Annotated in this window: 17 protein-coding genes; 15 read left to right on the top strand and 2 right to left on the bottom strand. The window is 36.7% G+C overall.

Features of this window, described 5'->3' with window-relative positions:
- Nucleotides 1-36 precede the first annotated feature (36 nt).
- On the bottom strand, nucleotides 37-2,157 hold the full coding sequence (locus IL45_RS06325; RefSeq protein WP_081866551.1) for a T9SS type A sorting domain-containing protein: 2,121 nt from the start codon (nucleotides 2,155-2,157) through the stop codon (nucleotides 37-39).
- Nucleotides 2,158-2,280: 123 nt separating this feature from the next.
- On the opposite strand from IL45_RS06325, the gene IL45_RS06320 reads away from it, so the two are divergent.
- Nucleotides 2,281-3,060 carry an enoyl-CoA hydratase-related protein gene (locus IL45_RS06320; protein ID WP_036581625.1) on the top strand — a complete coding sequence of 260 codons (780 nt, stop codon included), beginning with the start codon at nucleotides 2,281-2,283 and terminating at the stop codon, nucleotides 3,058-3,060.
- 8 nt (nucleotides 3,061-3,068) lie between these two features.
- Here IL45_RS06320 and IL45_RS06315 read toward each other — a convergent pair whose 3' ends face one another.
- Nucleotides 3,069-4,724 (bottom strand): SulP family inorganic anion transporter, encoded by a 1,656-nt coding sequence (locus tag IL45_RS06315; RefSeq protein ID WP_036581623.1) that lies wholly within the window; start codon nucleotides 4,722-4,724, stop codon nucleotides 3,069-3,071.
- Between the two features lie 247 nt (nucleotides 4,725-4,971).
- On the opposite strand from IL45_RS06315, the gene IL45_RS06310 reads away from it, so the two are divergent.
- The 14 genes from IL45_RS06310 to IL45_RS06245 all read left to right on the top strand — a co-directional run bounded on the left by IL45_RS06310 (nucleotide 4,972) and on the right by IL45_RS06245 (nucleotide 19,614).
- A complete protein-coding gene (locus tag IL45_RS06310; protein ID WP_036581621.1) occupies nucleotides 4,972-6,150 on the top strand; it encodes a 3-hydroxyacyl-CoA dehydrogenase NAD-binding domain-containing protein in 1,179 nt (392 codons plus the stop codon).
- Nucleotides 6,150-6,677: a DUF1697 domain-containing protein gene (locus IL45_RS06305; protein WP_036581619.1), complete on the top strand. Its 528-nt coding sequence runs from the start codon at nucleotides 6,150-6,152 to the stop codon at nucleotides 6,675-6,677. Before IL45_RS06310 ends, IL45_RS06305 begins: the two co-directional genes overlap by 1 nt.
- A gap of 2 nt (nucleotides 6,678-6,679) precedes the next feature.
- Nucleotides 6,680-7,084, top strand: coding sequence for a PaaI family thioesterase (locus IL45_RS06300; RefSeq protein WP_036581616.1), 405 nt, complete (start codon nucleotides 6,680-6,682; stop codon nucleotides 7,082-7,084).
- Complete coding sequence (locus IL45_RS06295; protein ID WP_036581614.1) at nucleotides 7,084-8,217, top strand: hypothetical protein; 1,134 nt, start codon at nucleotides 7,084-7,086, stop codon at nucleotides 8,215-8,217. Before IL45_RS06300 ends, IL45_RS06295 begins: the two co-directional genes overlap by 1 nt.
- A gap of 12 nt (nucleotides 8,218-8,229) precedes the next feature.
- Nucleotides 8,230-9,441 carry an acetyl-CoA C-acyltransferase gene (locus tag IL45_RS06290; RefSeq protein ID WP_036581612.1) on the top strand — a complete coding sequence of 404 codons (1,212 nt, stop codon included), beginning with the start codon at nucleotides 8,230-8,232 and terminating at the stop codon, nucleotides 9,439-9,441.
- A gap of 33 nt (nucleotides 9,442-9,474) precedes the next feature.
- Entirely contained in the window at nucleotides 9,475-10,245 is a 771-nt protein-coding gene (locus tag IL45_RS06285; RefSeq protein WP_036581609.1) for a T9SS type A sorting domain-containing protein, read from the top strand.
- A gap of 126 nt (nucleotides 10,246-10,371) precedes the next feature.
- Nucleotides 10,372-12,909 (top strand): phenylacetic acid degradation bifunctional protein PaaZ, encoded by a 2,538-nt coding sequence (gene paaZ, locus IL45_RS06280; RefSeq protein WP_036581608.1) that lies wholly within the window; start codon nucleotides 10,372-10,374, stop codon nucleotides 12,907-12,909.
- A gap of 76 nt (nucleotides 12,910-12,985) precedes the next feature.
- Nucleotides 12,986-13,297, top strand: a complete 312-nt coding sequence (locus tag IL45_RS06275; RefSeq protein ID WP_262496350.1) for a GIY-YIG nuclease family protein — start codon at nucleotides 12,986-12,988, stop codon at nucleotides 13,295-13,297.
- 42 nt (nucleotides 13,298-13,339) lie between these two features.
- Nucleotides 13,340-14,092, top strand: a complete 753-nt coding sequence (locus IL45_RS06270; protein ID WP_036581603.1) for an enoyl-CoA hydratase/isomerase family protein — start codon at nucleotides 13,340-13,342, stop codon at nucleotides 14,090-14,092.
- A 76-nt stretch (nucleotides 14,093-14,168) separates the two neighbouring features.
- Nucleotides 14,169-14,543, top strand: coding sequence for a four helix bundle protein (locus IL45_RS06265; protein WP_036582106.1), 375 nt, complete (start codon nucleotides 14,169-14,171; stop codon nucleotides 14,541-14,543).
- A 46-nt stretch (nucleotides 14,544-14,589) separates the two neighbouring features.
- Entirely contained in the window at nucleotides 14,590-15,186 is a 597-nt protein-coding gene (locus tag IL45_RS06260; RefSeq protein ID WP_036581600.1) for an acyltransferase, read from the top strand.
- A 568-nt stretch (nucleotides 15,187-15,754) separates the two neighbouring features.
- Entirely contained in the window at nucleotides 15,755-17,035 is a 1,281-nt protein-coding gene (locus IL45_RS06255) for a dihydrolipoamide acetyltransferase family protein (protein WP_235183326.1), read from the top strand.
- Nucleotides 17,036-17,194: 159 nt separating this feature from the next.
- Nucleotides 17,195-19,219 (top strand): alpha-ketoacid dehydrogenase subunit alpha/beta, encoded by a 2,025-nt coding sequence (locus IL45_RS06250; protein WP_051788692.1) that lies wholly within the window; start codon nucleotides 17,195-17,197, stop codon nucleotides 19,217-19,219.
- A gap of 2 nt (nucleotides 19,220-19,221) precedes the next feature.
- Nucleotides 19,222-19,614 carry a hypothetical protein gene (locus tag IL45_RS06245; protein ID WP_036581594.1) on the top strand — a complete coding sequence of 131 codons (393 nt, stop codon included), beginning with the start codon at nucleotides 19,222-19,224 and terminating at the stop codon, nucleotides 19,612-19,614.
- Nucleotides 19,615-19,702: the final 88 nt, after the last annotated feature.

The raw sequence follows: 19,702 nt of genomic DNA, 5'->3' as shown, positions 1-19,702 counted from the left end.
GAAACAATTAATTCTAGTGTTTGAAGTAATACTGAATTACTCCTTTAAAACTTTAAAATTATAAACTTCATCGCTAGATGTTATTTTTAGGATGTAAAAACCGTTAGCGATCTCGGCTTGAATAATTCCATTTTCAATTGTTCCATTAACCACTTTTGAACCTTTTAACTCATAAATCTCATAAGTTCCTTCTTCTAAATTGGTGTAAAGTTCATTACCTTTTAAAGGGTTAGGATAAATACTAATAGTACCTTCTTGATCATTTAAAGAAGCAGGAGCATTAAAAGTTGTGATCCAAGTTTCAGTAATAACCGCTGGATTATAGTCAAAAAAGATCTCGGCACTTGCGTTTATTGTGTCACCTGCGGCATAGCCCGCAAGTGGTTTGATCCTGTATGTAATAAAGCCATTACTTCCTGGCTCATCTACAACTTCTGGTGGTAAATGTATATTTTCAAATAAGAAATCAAGCTGGCGACCATTTTTAGTATATAAATACGCATGACTAGTAACGATGACTTCAAAAGTACTTTCATCTAGACTTGGGTGCAAGCTAGATAAGACTCTTACAAACTGAGCACTAGCCGTTCCTAGGTTTTGAAACCTAATAGTATATTCTAAAAAATCGTTAGTAGAAAAAGTATCAATAGGAATACCAGGACCTCTTGCTTCAGTAACATCATTTGGGTCGTAAGATGCGACAACAGTTACATCTACAGAAGTATTATTGTTAGTAGCGTCACTATCAGTAGAGGTAGGATTAATACTTGCGTTATGAGTAAATATATCGCCTAATTGAACTCCTGTGACAGGAGTTGCCATTACAACCTCTAAATCGTACTGACCAAACGCCATAATATTATATGGAGTGCTAAAACCGCTTGAAGTTACCGTCGCCGTTCCATTTGCCAGAATATCTATTCCATTGCGGTCATAAACTGCGATTATAGACGCCATAGGGTCATGATTGAATTGTAAAGTACCGGTGCTATTTCCAGCATGTAGATTGTTAATGGTAACTTCAAGAGTACTGTCAAATCCAGGATTAGGCCATATCATAGGCGTTAACGTTAGAGAGGTATCTCTGTTGCTACTGGAAACTTCGGTCACCGCAAAAGCTGTTGAGGTTATTTGGTTGGCAACGGTTTGAATATCGTCATAATTAGTCGTGGTAATGCTGTAGAAAGCCTGCTGAGCAGTGAGAGCTGCATTTATATCATTTAATTGAACTCCTGGATTTAGATCCGTTCTTCTTATCGTATTGCCAAAACCGTTAAAAATGACTTCGCTAGTCGCCGGATTATTATCTTTTATAAATTCAAAACTTGTGTAAGGTATATTGACTTCGCCATTATCTCGAGAACCATTGCCATTAGTATCTAAAAAACTACTCGCCTCAATAGTTCCAAAATTATCATCCACATAGCCATGACTCATTCTAATATTGGATGCAAACCATCCATTAGGTGTAAATGGAGATGCTGGGCCATCTACTAGATGGTACGAATTTGTAGGACTAGGAAAAGAGTTAACGTCTATAATAGCAGCATAATAATCGGGTAAAGTTGTATTTATAAAACTATTGTCAAAATACCACCAACCTGTTTCATTAGTCACTAAACTATCTGTATTTCCTTGGTCATCATAGAGGTTGATCACTGCTCCAGGAATTGTTGTGTCTATACCATCATCATACATCGAGTTTCCATTAGTATCTAAATAAATAACTCCATAGCTTGAAGATTCATGGCGGAAATATACAGATTGACCATCATCGATTCGATTTCCTATAGAATCTATTCCATCAGAAAGTTCTGTAATCATAGAACCGTTCATTATTCCTGTAGCTGTTGCTTGTGTGATTAAAAGTCCTACCGAGTAAGAATCTCCAGAAAGAGGTATTTGTCCCGTAGCGGTTACTTGTATACCAGGTCCTATAGTAGAAGGGTTTAAAACTATATTTGGGATTAAAGCATCGGGATGATTTATTGTGACATTTGAATAGGTGTCATTAGGTGAAAGATTAGTAATAGTATAGGTCACATCTGCATAACCACCAATAGGACCGTTAGTTACATCCATGTCAAAATCTAATTCCGCCTGCGCATTCATTAGTAGTGATATAAAAAACACTATTAGTACTAAGATATATTTCATGATAACTCAATTTTTATAAAAGTAAGAAATTTAATATATTTTTTTAGAATCTTCAGAGATGTGTTCTTTCCGCTTTCGCGAAAGCGGAAAACCCAATACCTTTACAAAAAAACAGATTTTTATATGTCAACGATACTCTTACAAGTCGACAACGGTGTTGCAACCATAACTTTAAATAGACCACAAGTATTCAATTCTTTTAATCGCGAGATGGCATTTGCTATGCAAGAAGCACTGGATCAATGTGCTTCAAATGATGAGGTGAGAGCGGTGATGATTGTAGGAGAAGGAAAAGCCTTCTGTGCTGGTCAGGATATTCAAGAAATTACTGATCCAGAATTGAACCCAGGTTTTAAAGCGATTCTAGACGATCATTATAATCCAATTGTACTCAAAATTAGAAACCTTGAAAAACCAGTAGTTGCGGCTGTAAATGGAGTAGCCGCTGGTGCAGGAGCAAATATCGCTCTATGTTGCGATGTAGTAATCGCCACAGAAAGTGCTGCTTTTATACAAGCATTTTCTAAAATCGGTTTAATACCTGATAGCGCAGGTACTTTCTTTTTACCTAGATTAATAGGTTTTGGAAAGGCAAGTGCTGCCATGATGCTTGGCGATAAAATTACAGCACCAGAAGCTGACCAGATGGGAATGATCTATAAAGCTGTTCCTGACGCAGATTTTCTAGCTACCGCTCAAAAAACAGCACAAAAGTTAGCCGCATTACCTACAGTAGCGTTAGCCAATACTAAAAAAGCACTGAATCAATCGTTTTACAATACGGTAGAAGAGCAGCTAACGCTTGAGTCTAAACTACAAATTGAAAGCGCATCTACAGAAGATTATGCTGAAGGTGTGGCTAGTTTTATGGAGAAACGTAAGCCTGTTTTTAAGGGAAAATAAAACCGTTTTTATAATTTAAAATGATTTTTTAAGTATTCAAAGGCCTCTTCTATAGTTTCAAAAGTCTCAGATTCACTTACCAGATCTGGTATGATATCAATCGATTCTAATTTATCTTTAGGTTGTTCTTGTAAACCAGTAAGAACTACCCTTACATCACGTTTTTCTAAATCTAGAACCGCATTTTCTAAAGCATACAAACCAGATTGATCTATGTAAGGAACTCGATCCAGACGAATTATCAACGCTTTTACTTCTGGAGAAAGAGCTTTAATAGTTTCTTGAAAGTGTGAGGTGAAACCGAAGAACAGCGGTCCATAGAGGTGCTTTATATAAATTTGATCCTTAAAAGTATTATATAACTCTTGCTCGTCTTTCCAAGGTTGTTCACCGTCAAATCCTGCAAGAGTTCCTACTTCAAGTCCTTTTTCTCCTAGATCGCTTGCGCGTTTCATAAATAGTAAGGATGCCAGTATAACTCCTATACCTACCGCTTGTATTAGACTACCAAATGTGGTCATCAACAGTACGATAATTAATACTACGGCATCTGCACGTGGTACCGCAAGTAAATGCTTCAATCCTTTTGTATCTATAATTTTAAAACCGATAGGAATCAAGATTCCGGCAAGAACCGCTAGAGGAATATACGCTGCAAGACCACTTAAACCTAGCAAAACTGCTGCAAGAAATAATCCATGTAACACACCTGATAAGCGCGTTTTTCCACCAGAATTTATATTTACTACTGTTCCTTTTGTAGCTCCAGCACCTGGAATACCACCAAATATCGCAGCAACCATGTTCCCTATTCCTTGACCTATTAATTCTCTATTGCTATTATGTTTTGTTTTGGTCATATTATCTGCAATGACTGATGTAAGCAAAGAGTCTATAGACCCTAAAACAGCTAGTACTAAGGCATATTCGGCCACAAGTGCATAGGCACTCGAGTCAATATCTAAAATTCCATTCAATTTTAAAGAAGGTAATCCAGATGGGATATCGCCTATGATAGGCACTTGCCACGGTAAGAAATAAGCAACAACAGAAACAGCTATCAACGCCACAAGTGCACTAGGTATTGCTTTTGTAATTTTAGGAAATGTATAATAAATGAATACAGTTAACGATCCTAATACTAGTGCTTGCCAATTAAAACCTTCTAATAATAACGGCGTGTCACCTAGAACTTTCAATGTGTTTTTAGGCGATACCATTCCAAAAAGCGGGAATATTTGAAGTAAAATAATGATTAAACCTACACCGCTCATAAAACCAGAAACCACAGGATAAGGGAAGTATTTAATGTATCCAGCTATGTTGATAAAGCCAAAAAGCATTTGAATAATCCCACCAGTTAAAAACGTAAGTATGATTATAGGCATCGCGGCTTCTACGCTGCCGGTAAGTTCAATAGCTTTTACCACTAAAGCAGCAGATACTACCGTCATAGGTCCAGTAGGTCCACTGGCTTGAGTTGCAGTACCACCAAAGATAGCTGCAAAAATCCCAACTGCGATAGCACCATATAGTCCAGCAATAGCTCCTAAACCAGATTGAACACCAAATGCTAGTGCAAGCGGTAGTGCAACAACACCAGCGACTAGACCACCAGTGAGATCACCTTTTAAATTTTTAGTATCATAAAAAGAAGAAAGCATAGTTCAATGTTTTTTAGTTGGCAAGTTATAAAAGTAACTTAATGCCTTGAGCTTATAAACAAATCTAGGTCCTATTGCCCAAAAGTTCAAAACAATTTATTTGTAAGGGCAAATAATCAACGTGTTTATATTCTGTGTCCGGTCAAGACTTATGAGTTTATTAGATAACTTCACTAACTAACTTATTATATTTGGTGAGCAAAAGAAACTAATAATAGCGAAAAATTAAAGGTGAATTATTAAATCTATGGATATAAATAAAGTAGGAGTCATAGGAGCAGGAACAATGGGAAGTGGTATTGCTCAAGTAGCTGCCACAGCTGGCTGTCAAGTGAAATTGTTTGATGTAAATCAGGCGCAACTGGATAAAGCGCAAGCAGCTCTTGAAAAGATAATGAACCGACTTATTGAGAAAGGTAGAATAGATGCTGCTGAGAAAACTCGCATTCAATCTAATATCTCTTATGTCAATACGGTAAAGGATCTAGCCGACTCTGATCTTACCATTGAGGCGATTATTGAAAACCTAGATATTAAGAAAAAGGTATTTCAAGAATTGGAATCTCACGTGTCTGACAGCTGTATAATAGCTTCTAACACTTCTAGTTTGAGTATCGCTAGTATTGCAGCTTCACTCGATAAACCTGAGCGTTGTATAGGAATTCACTTCTTTAATCCAGCGCCATTAATGAAACTCGTTGAGGTAATTCCTGCCGTACAAACTGCTCAAAACGTTACAGATACTTGTGTGGCTACTATCGAGAATTGGAAAAAAGTAGTTGCCGTAGCAAAAGATACTCCTGGCTTTATAGTCAATCGTGTGGCGCGTCCATTTTACAGTGAATCCTTGCGTATTTATGAAGAAGGAATGGCGAGTTTTGCCACTATAGATTATGCCTTGAAAGGACTTGGTTTTAAAATGGGACCTTTTGAATTGATGGATTATATAGGTCACGATGTGAATTATGTGGTGACAGAAACTGTTTTTGCAGCTTTCTACTTTGATCCACGTTACAAGCCGTCGTTAACTCAGAAACGATTGATGGAAGCCGGCTGGCTAGGGCGCAAATCTGGACGTGGTTTTTATGATTATGTAAATGTGGATAGTGAGCACGCTTTCGCGAAAGCGGACCCAGTAAAATCTCCTGAACTCATAAAAGAAATTCAAGATCGAGTACTCATAATGCTTATCAATGAGGCGGCAGATGCCTTGTTTTTAAACATTGCAACGGCTCAAGGAATAGATAGCGCGATGACCAAAGGTGTGAACTATCCAAAAGGATTGCTCGCTTGGGCAAATGAAAAAGGAATAGAATGGTGTGTAAACGGACTGGACGAGATGTATGATTTATATAGAGAAGATCGATATAGATGCTCACCAATATTACGTAAAATGAATGCTGTTGGAACTAAATTCTCACTGTAATGAGATATGTAGCACTATTGCGAGGTGTTAACGTAGGCGGTAAAAACAAGCTGCCTATGGCTTTGTTAAGAAATGCTTTAGAAAAGACTCCTTTTTATGGAGTGACTACTTACATCCAGTCTGGAAATATCCTTTTTAGTAGTGATTTAAAATCGGCGCAATGTGCTGATATTATCAGCGAATTACTGAAATCAGAATTTGATTTAGCTGTTCCTGTTATGGTAAAGGAACAAGAAGAGATTTCTAAAACCTTAAAAGCAAGCCCTTTCAAAACGAGAACTATAGAGAATTCAAAATTTATGAGTTTCGGCTTTTTAAATGAAAGTCCTGTTCAAGAGAAAGTAAACACTACTGAAGAATTTTCAAATGATATGGAAACTTTTAAAATAATAGATGACGTTATTTATTTCTATTGTGGAGTAGGTTTTGGCAAGACTAAAATGACTAACGCTTGGTTTGAAAAGAAGCTTGGTATGACATCTACCATGAGAAACTATAATACGACACTTAAATTGACAGAATTATAACTATGGAAGGAAAAAAGATTCCAGCAAAAATGCTTTCACTTGATCCTTACTCAACTTGGTTAGGAATTGAAATCCTGTCGGTTGAAATAGGTTGTGTGAAGTTGGGAATGACTATAAGACCAGAAATGCTCAATAGTATGGGAAAAGCACATGGTGGGATTACATACTCGCTGGCAGATACTGCTTTTGGTTTTTCATCAAACACGCATGGTAAATTTGCCGTTTCTATAGAGACCAGCATCAACCACATAGAAGCACTAGAAGAAGGCGACTACATCACTGCGGAATGTACGCTAGACAAAACCAAAACCAAAGTAGGTTTCAACATCGTTGAGGTTAAAAAAGGCGATGATTTGGTGGCGCTTTTTAAAGGAGTGGTTTATAGGACTAATAAGGATTGGACATAATGAAAAAGGCTAAAAAGATTACTTATTTATTTGGAGCAGGAGCAAGTTATAATGCTGTTCCTATTTTGAATTCTTTGTCCGAGTCTATGAGGTCAGTTGTAGTGTTCTTAAAAACAGAAGTTAGGAAGCCTAACTCGAGAAATAGAAATTTTAAAGAGGCTGATTGGTGGCTAAAAGATTATGCAACCGCTGTAAACTTGTTTTCTGATGATTTATATGAATTAGCACTTAAAAGCGATGAGTATGGAACTATAGATACTTACGCTAAAAAATTAGAGCTTAATAATGAACATCAAGAGCTGAAAAAAATGAAGTTTTTGGTGAGTATTTTCTTCACCATATGGCAAGGCTATTTTTACAAAAGTCATATTTTAAAACAAGATGAAAGCTCAAGGATAAAGTATTCTGATATTGATATTAGATATAAGAGTTTAGTTTCAAATTACTTATTGAAAACTCAAAACTCTTTTCCTACTCTCGATTCTAATGTGAATTTTGTTAGTTGGAACTACGATCATCAATTAGAGAGTGCTTTTTCTTTGTTTTTTAAGAATAAATTGAACCTAACAGAATTAAATGATCAAATTAAATTTTTGCCAACTAGTGAAAATGTTTATTCGAATAATAAGATTCTTCACTTAAACGGAATCTCAAATTTTTGGATTAATAATAATAAAAAATTAGAAAGAATTTTTCAAGACGATGATGAATTAGAAATCAAAACTATAATTAAACGTATTGCACAATTATATAAGCCATCCAATTTTGGTAAAAGTGCTAGTTTGATTAATTATGCTTGGGATAATAATTTATCTAAATTGAAAGACGCTAAAAGAATTTTTCAAGAAACGGATATTCTTATCATTATTGGATATTCTTTCCCAACCTTCAATAGAGAGATTGATGCACAATTATTAATAGGTAATAATAATAAATTTGAAAAAATAGTTTACCAAGATCCAAATGCAAGTAAAGAGTTATTATCTGTTTTTGATTTAGATATAGAAGCAACTAGAAATATTTATAAAGAAAAAAAAGAACCGATAATTTTACAAAATACAGACCAATTTCATATTCCTGCAGAATATTTTCCATCTGCAATTAGAGAAAATGATAATACGATAACATTTTAGTTCAAAAAACAAATGAAAAACACATATATAATCGACGGTGTTCGTACACCCATAGGAAATTACAAAGGGACATTATCTACCATAAGACCGGATGATCTTGCAGCGCATGTAATAAAAACCGTAGTAGATAGAAACCCTAATATCCCAACAGATGCTTATGCAGACGTGATCATGGGTTGTGCCAACCAAGCTGGAGAAGATAATCGTAATGTCGCTCGCATGGCAGGATTATTGGCTGGGTTACCAGTTACAGTTCCTGGAGAAACAGTAAACAGATTGTGTAGTTCTGGATTGAGTGCTATTGTGCATGCGCATAGAGCTATACAAACTGGTGATGGAGATGTTTTTATTTCTGGTGGAGTAGAGAACATGACTCGTGGACCACTGGTAATTGCAAAACCTAGCAGCGCTTTTGGTACTGATTCAAAGATGTATGATTCTAGTTTTGGATGGCGTTTTGTCAACCATAAAATGGCCGAAATGTATGGTGTAGATGGTATGGGAAATACGGCTGAGAATCTAGTAGAGAAATTTACGATCTCTCGAGAAGATCAAGATGCCTTTGCAGCATGGTCACAGCAAAAAGCCACAGCAGCTCAACAATCAGGAAGACTTGCTAAGGAAATTGTTGCTGTAGAAATACCTCAACGCAAAAAAGATCCAATCATCTTTAAAGATGATGAGTTCATCAAACCAACTACTACAAAAGAAGTTCTTGCAAAACTACGTCCAGCCTTTAAAAAAGAAGGTGGATCTGTAACTGCAGGGAATTCCAGCGGTTTGAATGATGGTGCTGCTGCAACAATTATTGCTAGTGAAGATGCTGTAAAAAAGTATGACCTCAAACCGATAGCAAGAGTAGTAAGTAGTGCGGTAGTTGGAGTAGAGCCACGCATTATGGGAATAGGTCCAGTTACAGCGAGTAATAAAGCATTAGAAAAAGCAGGTCTAACGCTAGCTGATATGGACGTGATAGAACTTAATGAGGCATTTGCATCGCAAGCATTGGCTTGCACTAGAGCTTGGGGACTTGCAGACGATGATATGCGCCTCAATCCTAACGGTGGTTCTATCGCGATAGGTCATCCACTAGGTGTTACAGGAACTAGATTAGCTTATAGTGCTGCTTTAGAACTTCAATTAACTAATAAGAAATATGCTTTAATAACTATGTGTGTAGGAGTAGGACAAGGCTATGCGATGGTGATTGAAAATGTTCAATAAACTTATGTACATTTAAGGGTGAATCTTACAGTTATGAATAAGGTATTGCTTTTCACAGTAGTTTGTTTGTTATGCATTTTAAAAATTAACGCTCAAAATCCAGCGCTTACAGTAAATGATTGGGTTTTAACAGAGTTAAATGTGAATGGAACTATAACCTTACCTTCTGGTATAGTCTATCTAGGAACACAAGATGTTGTTCTTCAATTTACGGATACAGGAACAGATTATAGTTTTGATACTTATGTTTGTTCAAATGAAGCTATAGCTGGTACTGTAAGTTATCCTTTTGCTGGTACAACTACAGAAAGGTTTACTTTTTTATCTTCGGCTCAAGCCTTAGGAATGTGTTGTAATCCGCAAGTAGATATCACTATGCCGCCTGATCCAGATTGTGTGGCTCTTTTAGGGTTTAGTGCTGACTATTTTATGTTTTGGAATGGTCCTTCAAATACTAATTATGATTACGAAATCAATACTATTGCAAATACGGTTACTTTAAGAGTAGCAAAACCTAATGGCGATTTTGCCTTATATGGTAATGCAACAATGTCCATTGATAACATACCATCAAGTTTAGACATCACTTTGGCTGAAAATCCAGTCAATAATAAACTTTTATTAACCGGTAACCAAGTTTCAGATATCACTGCTATTTCCATTTTTGATATGAATGGAAAAAAAGTTTTAAATAATATTTCTTATCAAAATGGAATAGATATATCACATCTTGGTAAAGGTATTTTCTTTCTTTCGGTTAGCTCAATTAACTCAGATAAGATGATTAAATTTATAAAAGAGTAATCAGATAATTACATCATTCAAAATAACTAACAACTGTTAGTCTTTCCATTCACTTTTTGTATTTTCGTTGAAGGTTAAATTTATGCTTTCGCGAAAGCGAGATCACAACCATCTATTAAAAAGAATATGATCTTAGAAAGTTACATCAATGGCCAGTGGCAAGCTGGTGAAGAGAAATCTACACGTAATATGTATGACGCCATTACTGGTGACATCATAGGTCTTACAAGTACTGAAGGTTTAGATATTGCTAGTGCGTTACAATATGGTCGCGATCATGGTAAAGTGTTGAGGGATATGACCTTTCAACAACGTGGTAATATGATTAAGAAATTAGCACTTTATCTCAATAAAAGAAAAAAAGCGTTTTATGACATTAGTTACAAAACTGGTGCTACACGTGCAGATAGTTGGGTCGATATAGAAGGTGGTTTTGGAAACCTATTTGCAAATGCTAGTTTGAGAAAACTCTTTCCAGATCAGAGTTATGCCGTAGAAGGTGATCCTATCGATTTATCGCGTGGTGGTCGTTTTATGGCACATCACATTCTAGTGCCTCGCAAAGGTGTCGCCGTACACATCAACGCATTTAATTTTCCAGTTTGGGGAATGTTAGAAAAATGTGCTGTAAACTGGATGGCTGGTATGCCAGCAGTAGTATTGCCAGCGCCGCAAACAGCGTTTTTAACGGAAGCGGTAGTACGCGAGATTATCAATTCAGGAATCCTTCCCGAAGGATCTTTACAGCTCCTAAGTGGATTGACCACAAGTATTTTAGATACGGTAAACTCGCAAGACGTGGTAACCTTTACAGGTAGTGCTCATACAGGTAGAAAATTAAAAGCACATCCACGATTATTAGAAGAATCAGTTCCATTCACGATGGAGGCAGATTCATTAAATTCATCTGTCTTAGGACCAGATGCTGTTCCTGGAACTCCAGAATTTGACATATTTGTAAAAGAAGTACGTAAAGAGATGACCTCTAAAGCTGGACAAAAATGTACAGCGATTAGAAGAATTCTTGTCCCAGAAAACCTGATGGAAGACGTGCAAATCGCATTAGGAAAACAACTTTCTAAAACCGTTATAGGAGATCCATTATTGAGAGAAACTCGCATGGGTGCTCTTATTAATAACGATCAAAGAGAAACTACTAAATCACAAATTTCAAAAATTGCTCAAACCGCACAAATGGTTTATGGTAACCTAGATGAGGTAGAAATTTTAGGAGATCGCGCCCAAAAAGGAGCATTTATGTCACCTATTTTGATGAGAGAAGATCAACCGTTTAAAAATACCGCAGCTCATGAAATAGAATGTTTTGGTCCTGTGAGTACGTTGATGCCATATAAAAATCTAGATGAGGCAATTGAATTGGCTCACATGGGTAAAGGCTCGTTGGTGAGCAGTGTAGTAACTAGTGATGACGCTTTCGCGAAAGCGTACACCATAAACGCAGCATCGTCACATGGTAGAATATTGACTTTAAATAGAGATAGTGCACCACAATCCACAGGTCACGGATCGCCATTACCACTGTTAGTACATGGCGGACCAGGACGTGCTGGTGGTGGCGAGGAAATGGGTGGACTGCGAGGTATTAAACATTACATGCAGCGTTGTGCCGTTCAAGGAAGTCCAACATCGTTAACTGAAATCACTGGAATTTATCAGCCTAATGGAGCTTATAAAAAAGCAGAGAATCATCCATTCTCATACCATTATGAAGATATTAAACCAGGAATGAGCCTAGAAACTCATAAAAGAACACTGACTGATAATGATATCCAGAATTTTGCAAACTTAACTTGGGATCATTTCTATGCGCATACAGATATTACGAGTCTAGATGGTAGTATTTTTAAGAAACGTACCGCGCACGGTTACTTTATCATCAGTGCAGCTGCAGGACTTTTTGTATATCCTAATAAAGGACCAGTAAGTGCAAATTACGGACTAGAAGACATTCGTTTCTTGAGGCCTTTATATCATAATGACACGATTTATGTACGATTGACCTGTAAAGAAAAACGAGAAAGAGACGTAGCTGGTAGAGAACATCCATCTGGAATTGTAAAATGGTATGTAGAAGTTTTTGATGCAGAGCCAGTAGATTATGAAAATGGTAAGACTGATGAAGAAGCAACAGCACTTGTAGCGGTGGCGACTATTCTTACTATGGTAGAGAAAAAACAAACGGTATTTCCAGAAATTACGGAAGGTGATATAAAGTCTGCTTTAGCAAAATTAGATGCAAACGCTAAACCTCAATGGGGTACAATGACACCACAGCACATGGTAGAACATCTCGAGATGAGCTATAGAATTGCTAGTGGAGAGATTCAAGATTTTGAGGTTGCCACACCAGAGGAATATTTAGAAAAAGTAGCAGCGACTTTGTGGAATTATGATAAAATGCCACAAAATCACAAAATGCCTTTAATGAAAGATGGCGAACTAGAAGACCTAAAGCATGAAGACTTAGAAACTGCAAAACAACAACTGCTAGAAGCTAGAAATGAATATCTAGACTTCTATAAAAAGAATTCAAAAGCAACTACTAAGAATGCTGTTTTTGGACCGTTGAGTAAGTATGAGTGGACTTTGTTGGAGAGAAAGCATTTGAGTCATCATTTTGAACAGTTTAACCTGATAGGTTAAACTGTTCAAAACATCTGCGTAGGCGGAAATCTTTTAGTACCATCGTAATGAATATTAAATTGTACAATCCATAACAGTGAAAACCTACTATGTTTACATAATGTCTAGTAAAAATAATAGAATACTTTATGTAGGTGCAACTGATGATATCAAAAGAAGAACCTTTGAGCATAAGACTAAGAAATATAAAACATCTTTCTCGTCAAAATACAATGTAGATTGGTTAGTTTATTACGAAGTAGTAAAAGGAACTTGGGAAGAAGCGCATAAAAGAGAAAAACAACTAAAAAAATGGAATCGAGCGTGGAAGATGCGATTGATTCAAGAAGGAAACCAGGACTGGCTTGATTTAAGTCAAGGCTGGAACTTAGACATTTATAAAGATTGAGATAATAATTTAAAGATTTCCGCCTGCGCGGAAAATTATACCATGACAGCACCATACGTAAAAACAACAACAGAAAATCAAATACAAACCATAGAATTCTTCCATCCAGCGCACAACTCGCTACCAGGTGATATTCTAGCACAACTTGCGCAAGCTATTACAGATGCTGGTAACGATGACGCTACTAAGGTGATCATCTTAAAATCTGGTGGAGAACGTACTTTTTGTGCAGGAGCTAGCTTTAAAGAATTAATTGCGGTAAACGATGCAAAAACAGGAGAGATATTCTTCTCAGGTTTTGCAAATGTGATTAATGCCATGCGCAAGTGTCCTAAATTTATACTAGGTCGTGTACAAGGTAAAACCGTTGGTGGTGGAGTAGGTATAGCTAGTGCAACGGACTATTGCTTTGCGACTAAATTTGCCAGTATTAAATTAAGCGAACTCAACATAGGAATCGGGCCATTTGTAGTAGGTCCAGCGGTAGAGCGCAAACTTGGATTGACAGGAATGAGCCAGATTGCTATCAACGCAAACGAATTCTACACACCGCAATGGGCAAAAGATAACGGTCTTTTTGCAGAGGTTTATGAATCCACAGAAGAGATGGATGCAGGAATAAAAGCATTTGCCGAAAACCTTTGTACTTATAATCCAGATGCTATGGCAGAAATGAAAAAGATGTTCTGGTCTGGTTGTGAAGATTGGGATCAATTACTTTTTGAAAGAGCAAAGATTTCAGGGAGACTTGTTTTGAGTGAGTTTACTAAGGAAACGCTGAAGCGCTTTCGCTAGTCTTGAGCTATGAGCTATGAGCTATGAGTTATAAGTTGATCCTTATAAAATGACAATAAATATTCAAATTAGAATTATGGAATTTGAAAGTAATTATCATTTCAGTTTTGAAAATCTAAAGGTTTACCAAAAAGCTGTTGATTTTGGCGAGACTATTAATCAACTTGTAGATAAATTTCCTAAAAAGGAAATGTATCGCTTATCCTCACAATTCTGTCGAGCAGCAGATTCAATAGCTGCTAATATATCAGAAGGTTCAGGAAGCACAGATCCTAATTTTAATAGATACCTAAAAATGGCCTGGGATAGCAGTCATGAATGCGTTACTTGGAATACTAAAGCATTTCTGAGAAAGTATATCTCAAAAGAGGAATTTGAAAATAATCGAGCCGTGCTTACTGAAATAGGTAAAATGATTTCTGGACTAAGAAGTAAATTAAAATCAAAATAATTGAACGCTAGGAGCTAACCGCTCATAGCTCAAAACTCATAGCTCTATGATCTACTCTTTCAAATCCCACATTCCAGTAATTCACGAGTCCAGTTTTGTGCATCCACAAGCGACCGTAATTGGTAATGTGATTATAGGTAAGAATTGTTACGTTGGACCTTCAGCTGTAATACGAGGCGATTGGGGCGAGATAATTCTAGAAGATGGCGTTAATGTACAAGAGAATTGTACCGTGCATATGTTTCCTGGCAAAAGCATTACACTACGAGAAGGTGCTCATGTAGGTCATGGTGCAATTATTCACGGTGCAAACCTAGGTCGCAACTGCATGATAGGTATGAATAGTGTCATAATGGATGATGCGACTATAGGAGACGAATGCATAGTAGGAGCTATGGCATTTGTAAAAGCCGAAGCTGTTTTTGAACCACGTTCTTTAATTGTAGGGAATCCAGCCAAAAAAATCAAAGAGGTTTCTGATCAAATGATCGCTTGGAAAACTGCTGGAACTAAATTGTACCAACAATTACCTGCAGACTGTCATGAAACTATGAGAGAAGTAGAGCCGCTGCGTGAAATCCCTGAAAATAGACCAGTTCAAGAAGATTTTTATAAGACCTTACAGGAAATCAAAAAGAGCTGATCATTAAATGATAGCTTAATATAAAAGATTTAATCCTTTATGGTTTTAACACTATGTATTAAACAGTCACGTATTTAATTAAACCTATTTACTTCGATTAAGTCCTATTAGTATATAAAACAAACCATTTAAAACCTATGTACTATGAAAAATTTATTGAAAGTATTCGTCCCAACAACAAGAAAATTATTTGTTCAATTAAGTGACATAGCACGTTCCGCAAGCTATGCAATTCATAGATAAAATGCTTTATTAATAAAAAACTATAAAGTATACTATTATGAAAATCGAGCCTTGAAAGTGATAATAGCCCAGTCGTTATTATCACTTTTTTTTGTGTTTAATTTTGCTGGCCTTTTTTAATAGAATCACTCAGTTGTAGAAGAAACATAAATCATAAATGGTTTGTACTCTTATCTTCTAGTTATCAGCTCAGTTGATTTCATAAATGAAATGATTTTTTATCGCTTTCGCGAAAGCGGAATTACAACATAAAATTTACAACTAACAACTGTTAGTTTTGTATTTTTATACCATGGCAAAGACTATGGATTTTTTGCTCCCAAAAATGGGAGAATCAATAACAGAAGGAACAATACTTAACTGGCTAGTTCAAGAAGGAGAAGCTTTTGAAGAAGGTGATATCCTTGTTGAAGTAGGTACTGATAAGGTAGATAATGAAGTGCCAGCGCCAGCAGCAGGTATTATGTTTAAGCATTTATGTGCAAACGGTGATGTGGTAGAAATAGGTAGCGTGCTTGCACAATTTGAAGAGTCAGATGGGTCTGTAAAGACGGTAGCCGCTCCAAAACCTGCTGATTCTAATAAAGCTGTAAGAAAAGATGTGCTTGTAAGTGAGCAGCCTAAACCAGTAAAGACAACTTCAAAAACCACTTCTGTTTCTAACTCTTATGTTAATCAGGATCTTTTTGTGAGTCCGCTAATTGATAGCATGGCGCGCAAGCATCATATATCTTATGAAGAGCTAGCTCGCATACCAGCAACTGGTCATAAAGGTAGATTACGCAAGAGTGACGTGGTAAATTATATTAATGAAGGAAGACCTTTTCAATTTGCACAAGCAGTAAATAATGAACCAGATCCTACGGCATATCGTATACCACAATTAAAACTGGATAAAGGAACTGGAACCATTATAAAAATGGACCGCATGCGCTCTATGATTGCAGATCATATGGTGTATTCTAAACATACAAGTCCACATGTGACTGCTTATGTGGAGGCAGATCTTACAGATTTAGTGAACTGGCGTAATAAAAACAAAGGACCTTTTCAGGAAAAATACGATGAGCGATTAACGTTTACACCACTTTTTGTAGATGCGGTAGCGAGAGCGATTAAGGAATATCCTAATATCAACGCTAGTGTAGATGGTTCCAATATCATTGTTAAAGAAAATATCAATGTAGGTATGGCGACGGCATTACCATCAGGTAATTTAATCGTTCCTGTGGTTAAAAATGCCGACCAAAAATCTCTACAAGAAATCGCTGCAGATGTGAACCGCATGGCAAACCTAGCACGTGAGAATAAATTAGGTGGAGACGATATTAAAGGAGGAACATTTACGATATCAAATGTGGGAACTTTTGGTTCATTAATGGGAACACCTATTATTAATCAACCAGAGGTAGCTATTCTAGCAACAGGAATCATTAAAAAACGTGCTGAGGTCATGACCAAAGATGGCGTGGACAGTATTGAGATAAGAAGTATGATGATGTTATCATTATCATTTGACCATAGAGTAGTAGATGGATTTTTAGGAGGTAGTTTTTTAAAGCAAGTGGCTTTGAATCTGGAAGCTGCTCCTGAAAAGGATTATTAAAAAATTCATCTGTCAGTCTGAGCTTGTCGAAGACGAATTAAAAATCTACTCAGTTAATTATTAAGCGTAGCCGTTCTAGAACGGTTTGACATAAAAACAAACAAATTGGAAAAGTCAATTTTAGAATTCGGATATAAAAACCTAACCACTGCCAAAGCAATGGCAGAACTCTACGAAGAGAACTTTAAAACAGTTTCTAAGTATGTGCATGCCACCAGTCGTGGTCATGAGGTGATTCAGACTGCGCTAGGAATGCAGTTGTTACCACAAGATTATGCTTTTCCATATTACCGTGATGACGCGATGTTACTTTCTATAGGGATGAAACCTTATGATTTAATGTTGCAGTTACTCGCCAAAAAAGATGATCCTTTCTCTGGTGGACGTACCTACTACTCACATCCATCGTTGAATGATATTGATAAGCCTAAAATCCCACATCAATCTAGTGCTACAGGAATGCAGGCTATTCCTGCTACTGGTGTGGCGTTAGGTTTTCATTATCGCGAGAGTTTAACAGAAGAACAAAGAGCTGCTATTGATTCAAGTTCGAGTTCAAGTTCAAGTTCTGATTCCATTGTAGTTTGTTCTCTAGGTGACGCATCAGTCACAGAAGGAGAAATTGCTGAGGCTTTTCAAATGGCAGCTTTAAAGCAATTGCCTATTTTATATCTAGTGCAAGATAACGGTTGGGATATCAGCGCAAATGCTGCAGAGACTCGTGCGCAAAATGCTGCCGAATATGCTGCAGGATTCCACGGTATAGAAGCTATTTCTATCGACGGGACTGATTTTGAAGAAAGTTACAACACCTTAAACGAGGTGATTGAAAAAATAAGAACAGAGCGCAGACCGTTTTTGGTTCACGCTAAAGTACCATTATTAAATCACCACACCAGTGGTGTAAGAATGGAGTTTTATCGCGATGATTTAGAAGAGGCGAGAACTCGAGATCCATATCCGCGTATGAGACAGTTATTGCTCGATAATGGATTTAGTGAGCAAGATGTGGATGGTTATGACGCTTTCGCGAAAGCGGAATCTAAAAAAGCTCTAGAGCAAGCAATGAAAATGCCCGATCCTGAGTCATCAGATTTATACACACACGATTTTGCACCAACACCGATAACAGAAGAAAAAGGAGAGCGCTCTCCAGAAGGTGCTGATAAAGTCGTGATGGTAGATTGTGCACTATTTGCCATTGAAGAATTAATGAAAAAACATCCAGAATGCTTGTTATACGGGCAAGATGTAGGTGGTAGATTAGGTGGTGTTTTTAGGGAAGCGGCGACACTGGCGCAAAAATTTGGCGATAATAGAGTTTTCAACACGCCTATTCAAGAAGCATTTATAGTAGGTAGTACGGTAGGAATGAGTGCTGCAGGTTTGAAACCTATCGTAGAGGTGCAATTTGCAGATTATATCTGGCCTGGACTAAATCAATTGTTTACAGAGGTTTCTCGATCTAATTACTTAAGTAATGGAAAATGGCCGGTTTCTATGGTCTTGAGAGTGCCGATAGGAGCTTACGGTTCTGGTGGGCCTTACCATTCTAGTTCTATGGAAAGTGTAGTTTCTAATATAAGAGGTTTAAAAATCGCTTATCCATCAAATGGTGCCGATTTAAAAGGATTGATGAAAGCTGCTTATTATGATCCTAATCCGGTGGTGATTTTTGAACATAAAGGCTTGTACTGGTCTAAGGTAAAAGGAACTAAAGGCGCTACAAGTGTAGAACCTAGTGAGGACTATGTGTTGCCGTTTGGAAAAGCATGGGTGCTTCAAGAAATCTGGAAAAAAGAAGAAGAAGAAACCTTGAGTATTATTACTTATGGAATGGGCGTGCACTGGGCAATGAATGCAACTGAAGAATTAGGATTACAAGATAGAGTAGAAGTAGTGGATTTAAGAACGCTGCATCCACTAGATTATGAGACGGTTTTTACAAGTGTGAAAAAATGTGGTAAATGTCTAGTCGTTACTGAAGAACCTAGTGATAATAGTTTCTCACGTGCTTTACAAGGTCGCATTCAAGAAGAATGTTTTAAATACATCGACGCTCCGGTAATGGTCATAGGATCTGAAAATATGCCAGCGATACCATTAAATTCTGTTCTTGAGGAAACGATGATTCCTAGTACAGAGAAAGTAAAAACTAAGATTAAGGAAATATTGTTTTATTAGTTATGAAGCGATTTCTAGTTTTATTCGTACTGATTGTTGTTCTTTCATGCGCGCATAGGAATTACACCTATGTTCAATCACCAAGTTATGTATTAAAACCTGGTGATACTTTGTTTACATTTAATGAAAATGCGGTTCAAGGAAAATGGCTTATCAATTATCCATCGGACAAGAGCTATGTTATTTATAAAGATGGTTATAGATTAAATAAGGAAAATAACTTTACTAAAAATGAGAATCAAAAATATGTTTTGAAAATGGATAGTATTTTCTATTTCAGAAATTCGAAAGTTTATTCTGGCAAACTCCTATTTCAAACTTATAAAGAATTAAAAATCAATTGGGGAAATTCTGAAACGATATCTTATTACCGACCTAAAGTTAGAGTTAAATAAGTTTTTTTAATTAAAATTATAGCTAGAAAGCATGAAAATAACCCTAGAAAGAAAGAATACAGAATATCTACTAGAAGCAAAAGGTGTT

Source organism: Nonlabens ulvanivorans, assembly GCF_000732625.1.
GTDB classification, from domain to species: Bacteria; Bacteroidota; Bacteroidia; order Flavobacteriales; family Flavobacteriaceae; genus Nonlabens; species Nonlabens ulvanivorans.
Note: the sequence above shows the minus strand (reverse complement) of the source record. Positions and strands in the feature narration are given on the sequence as shown.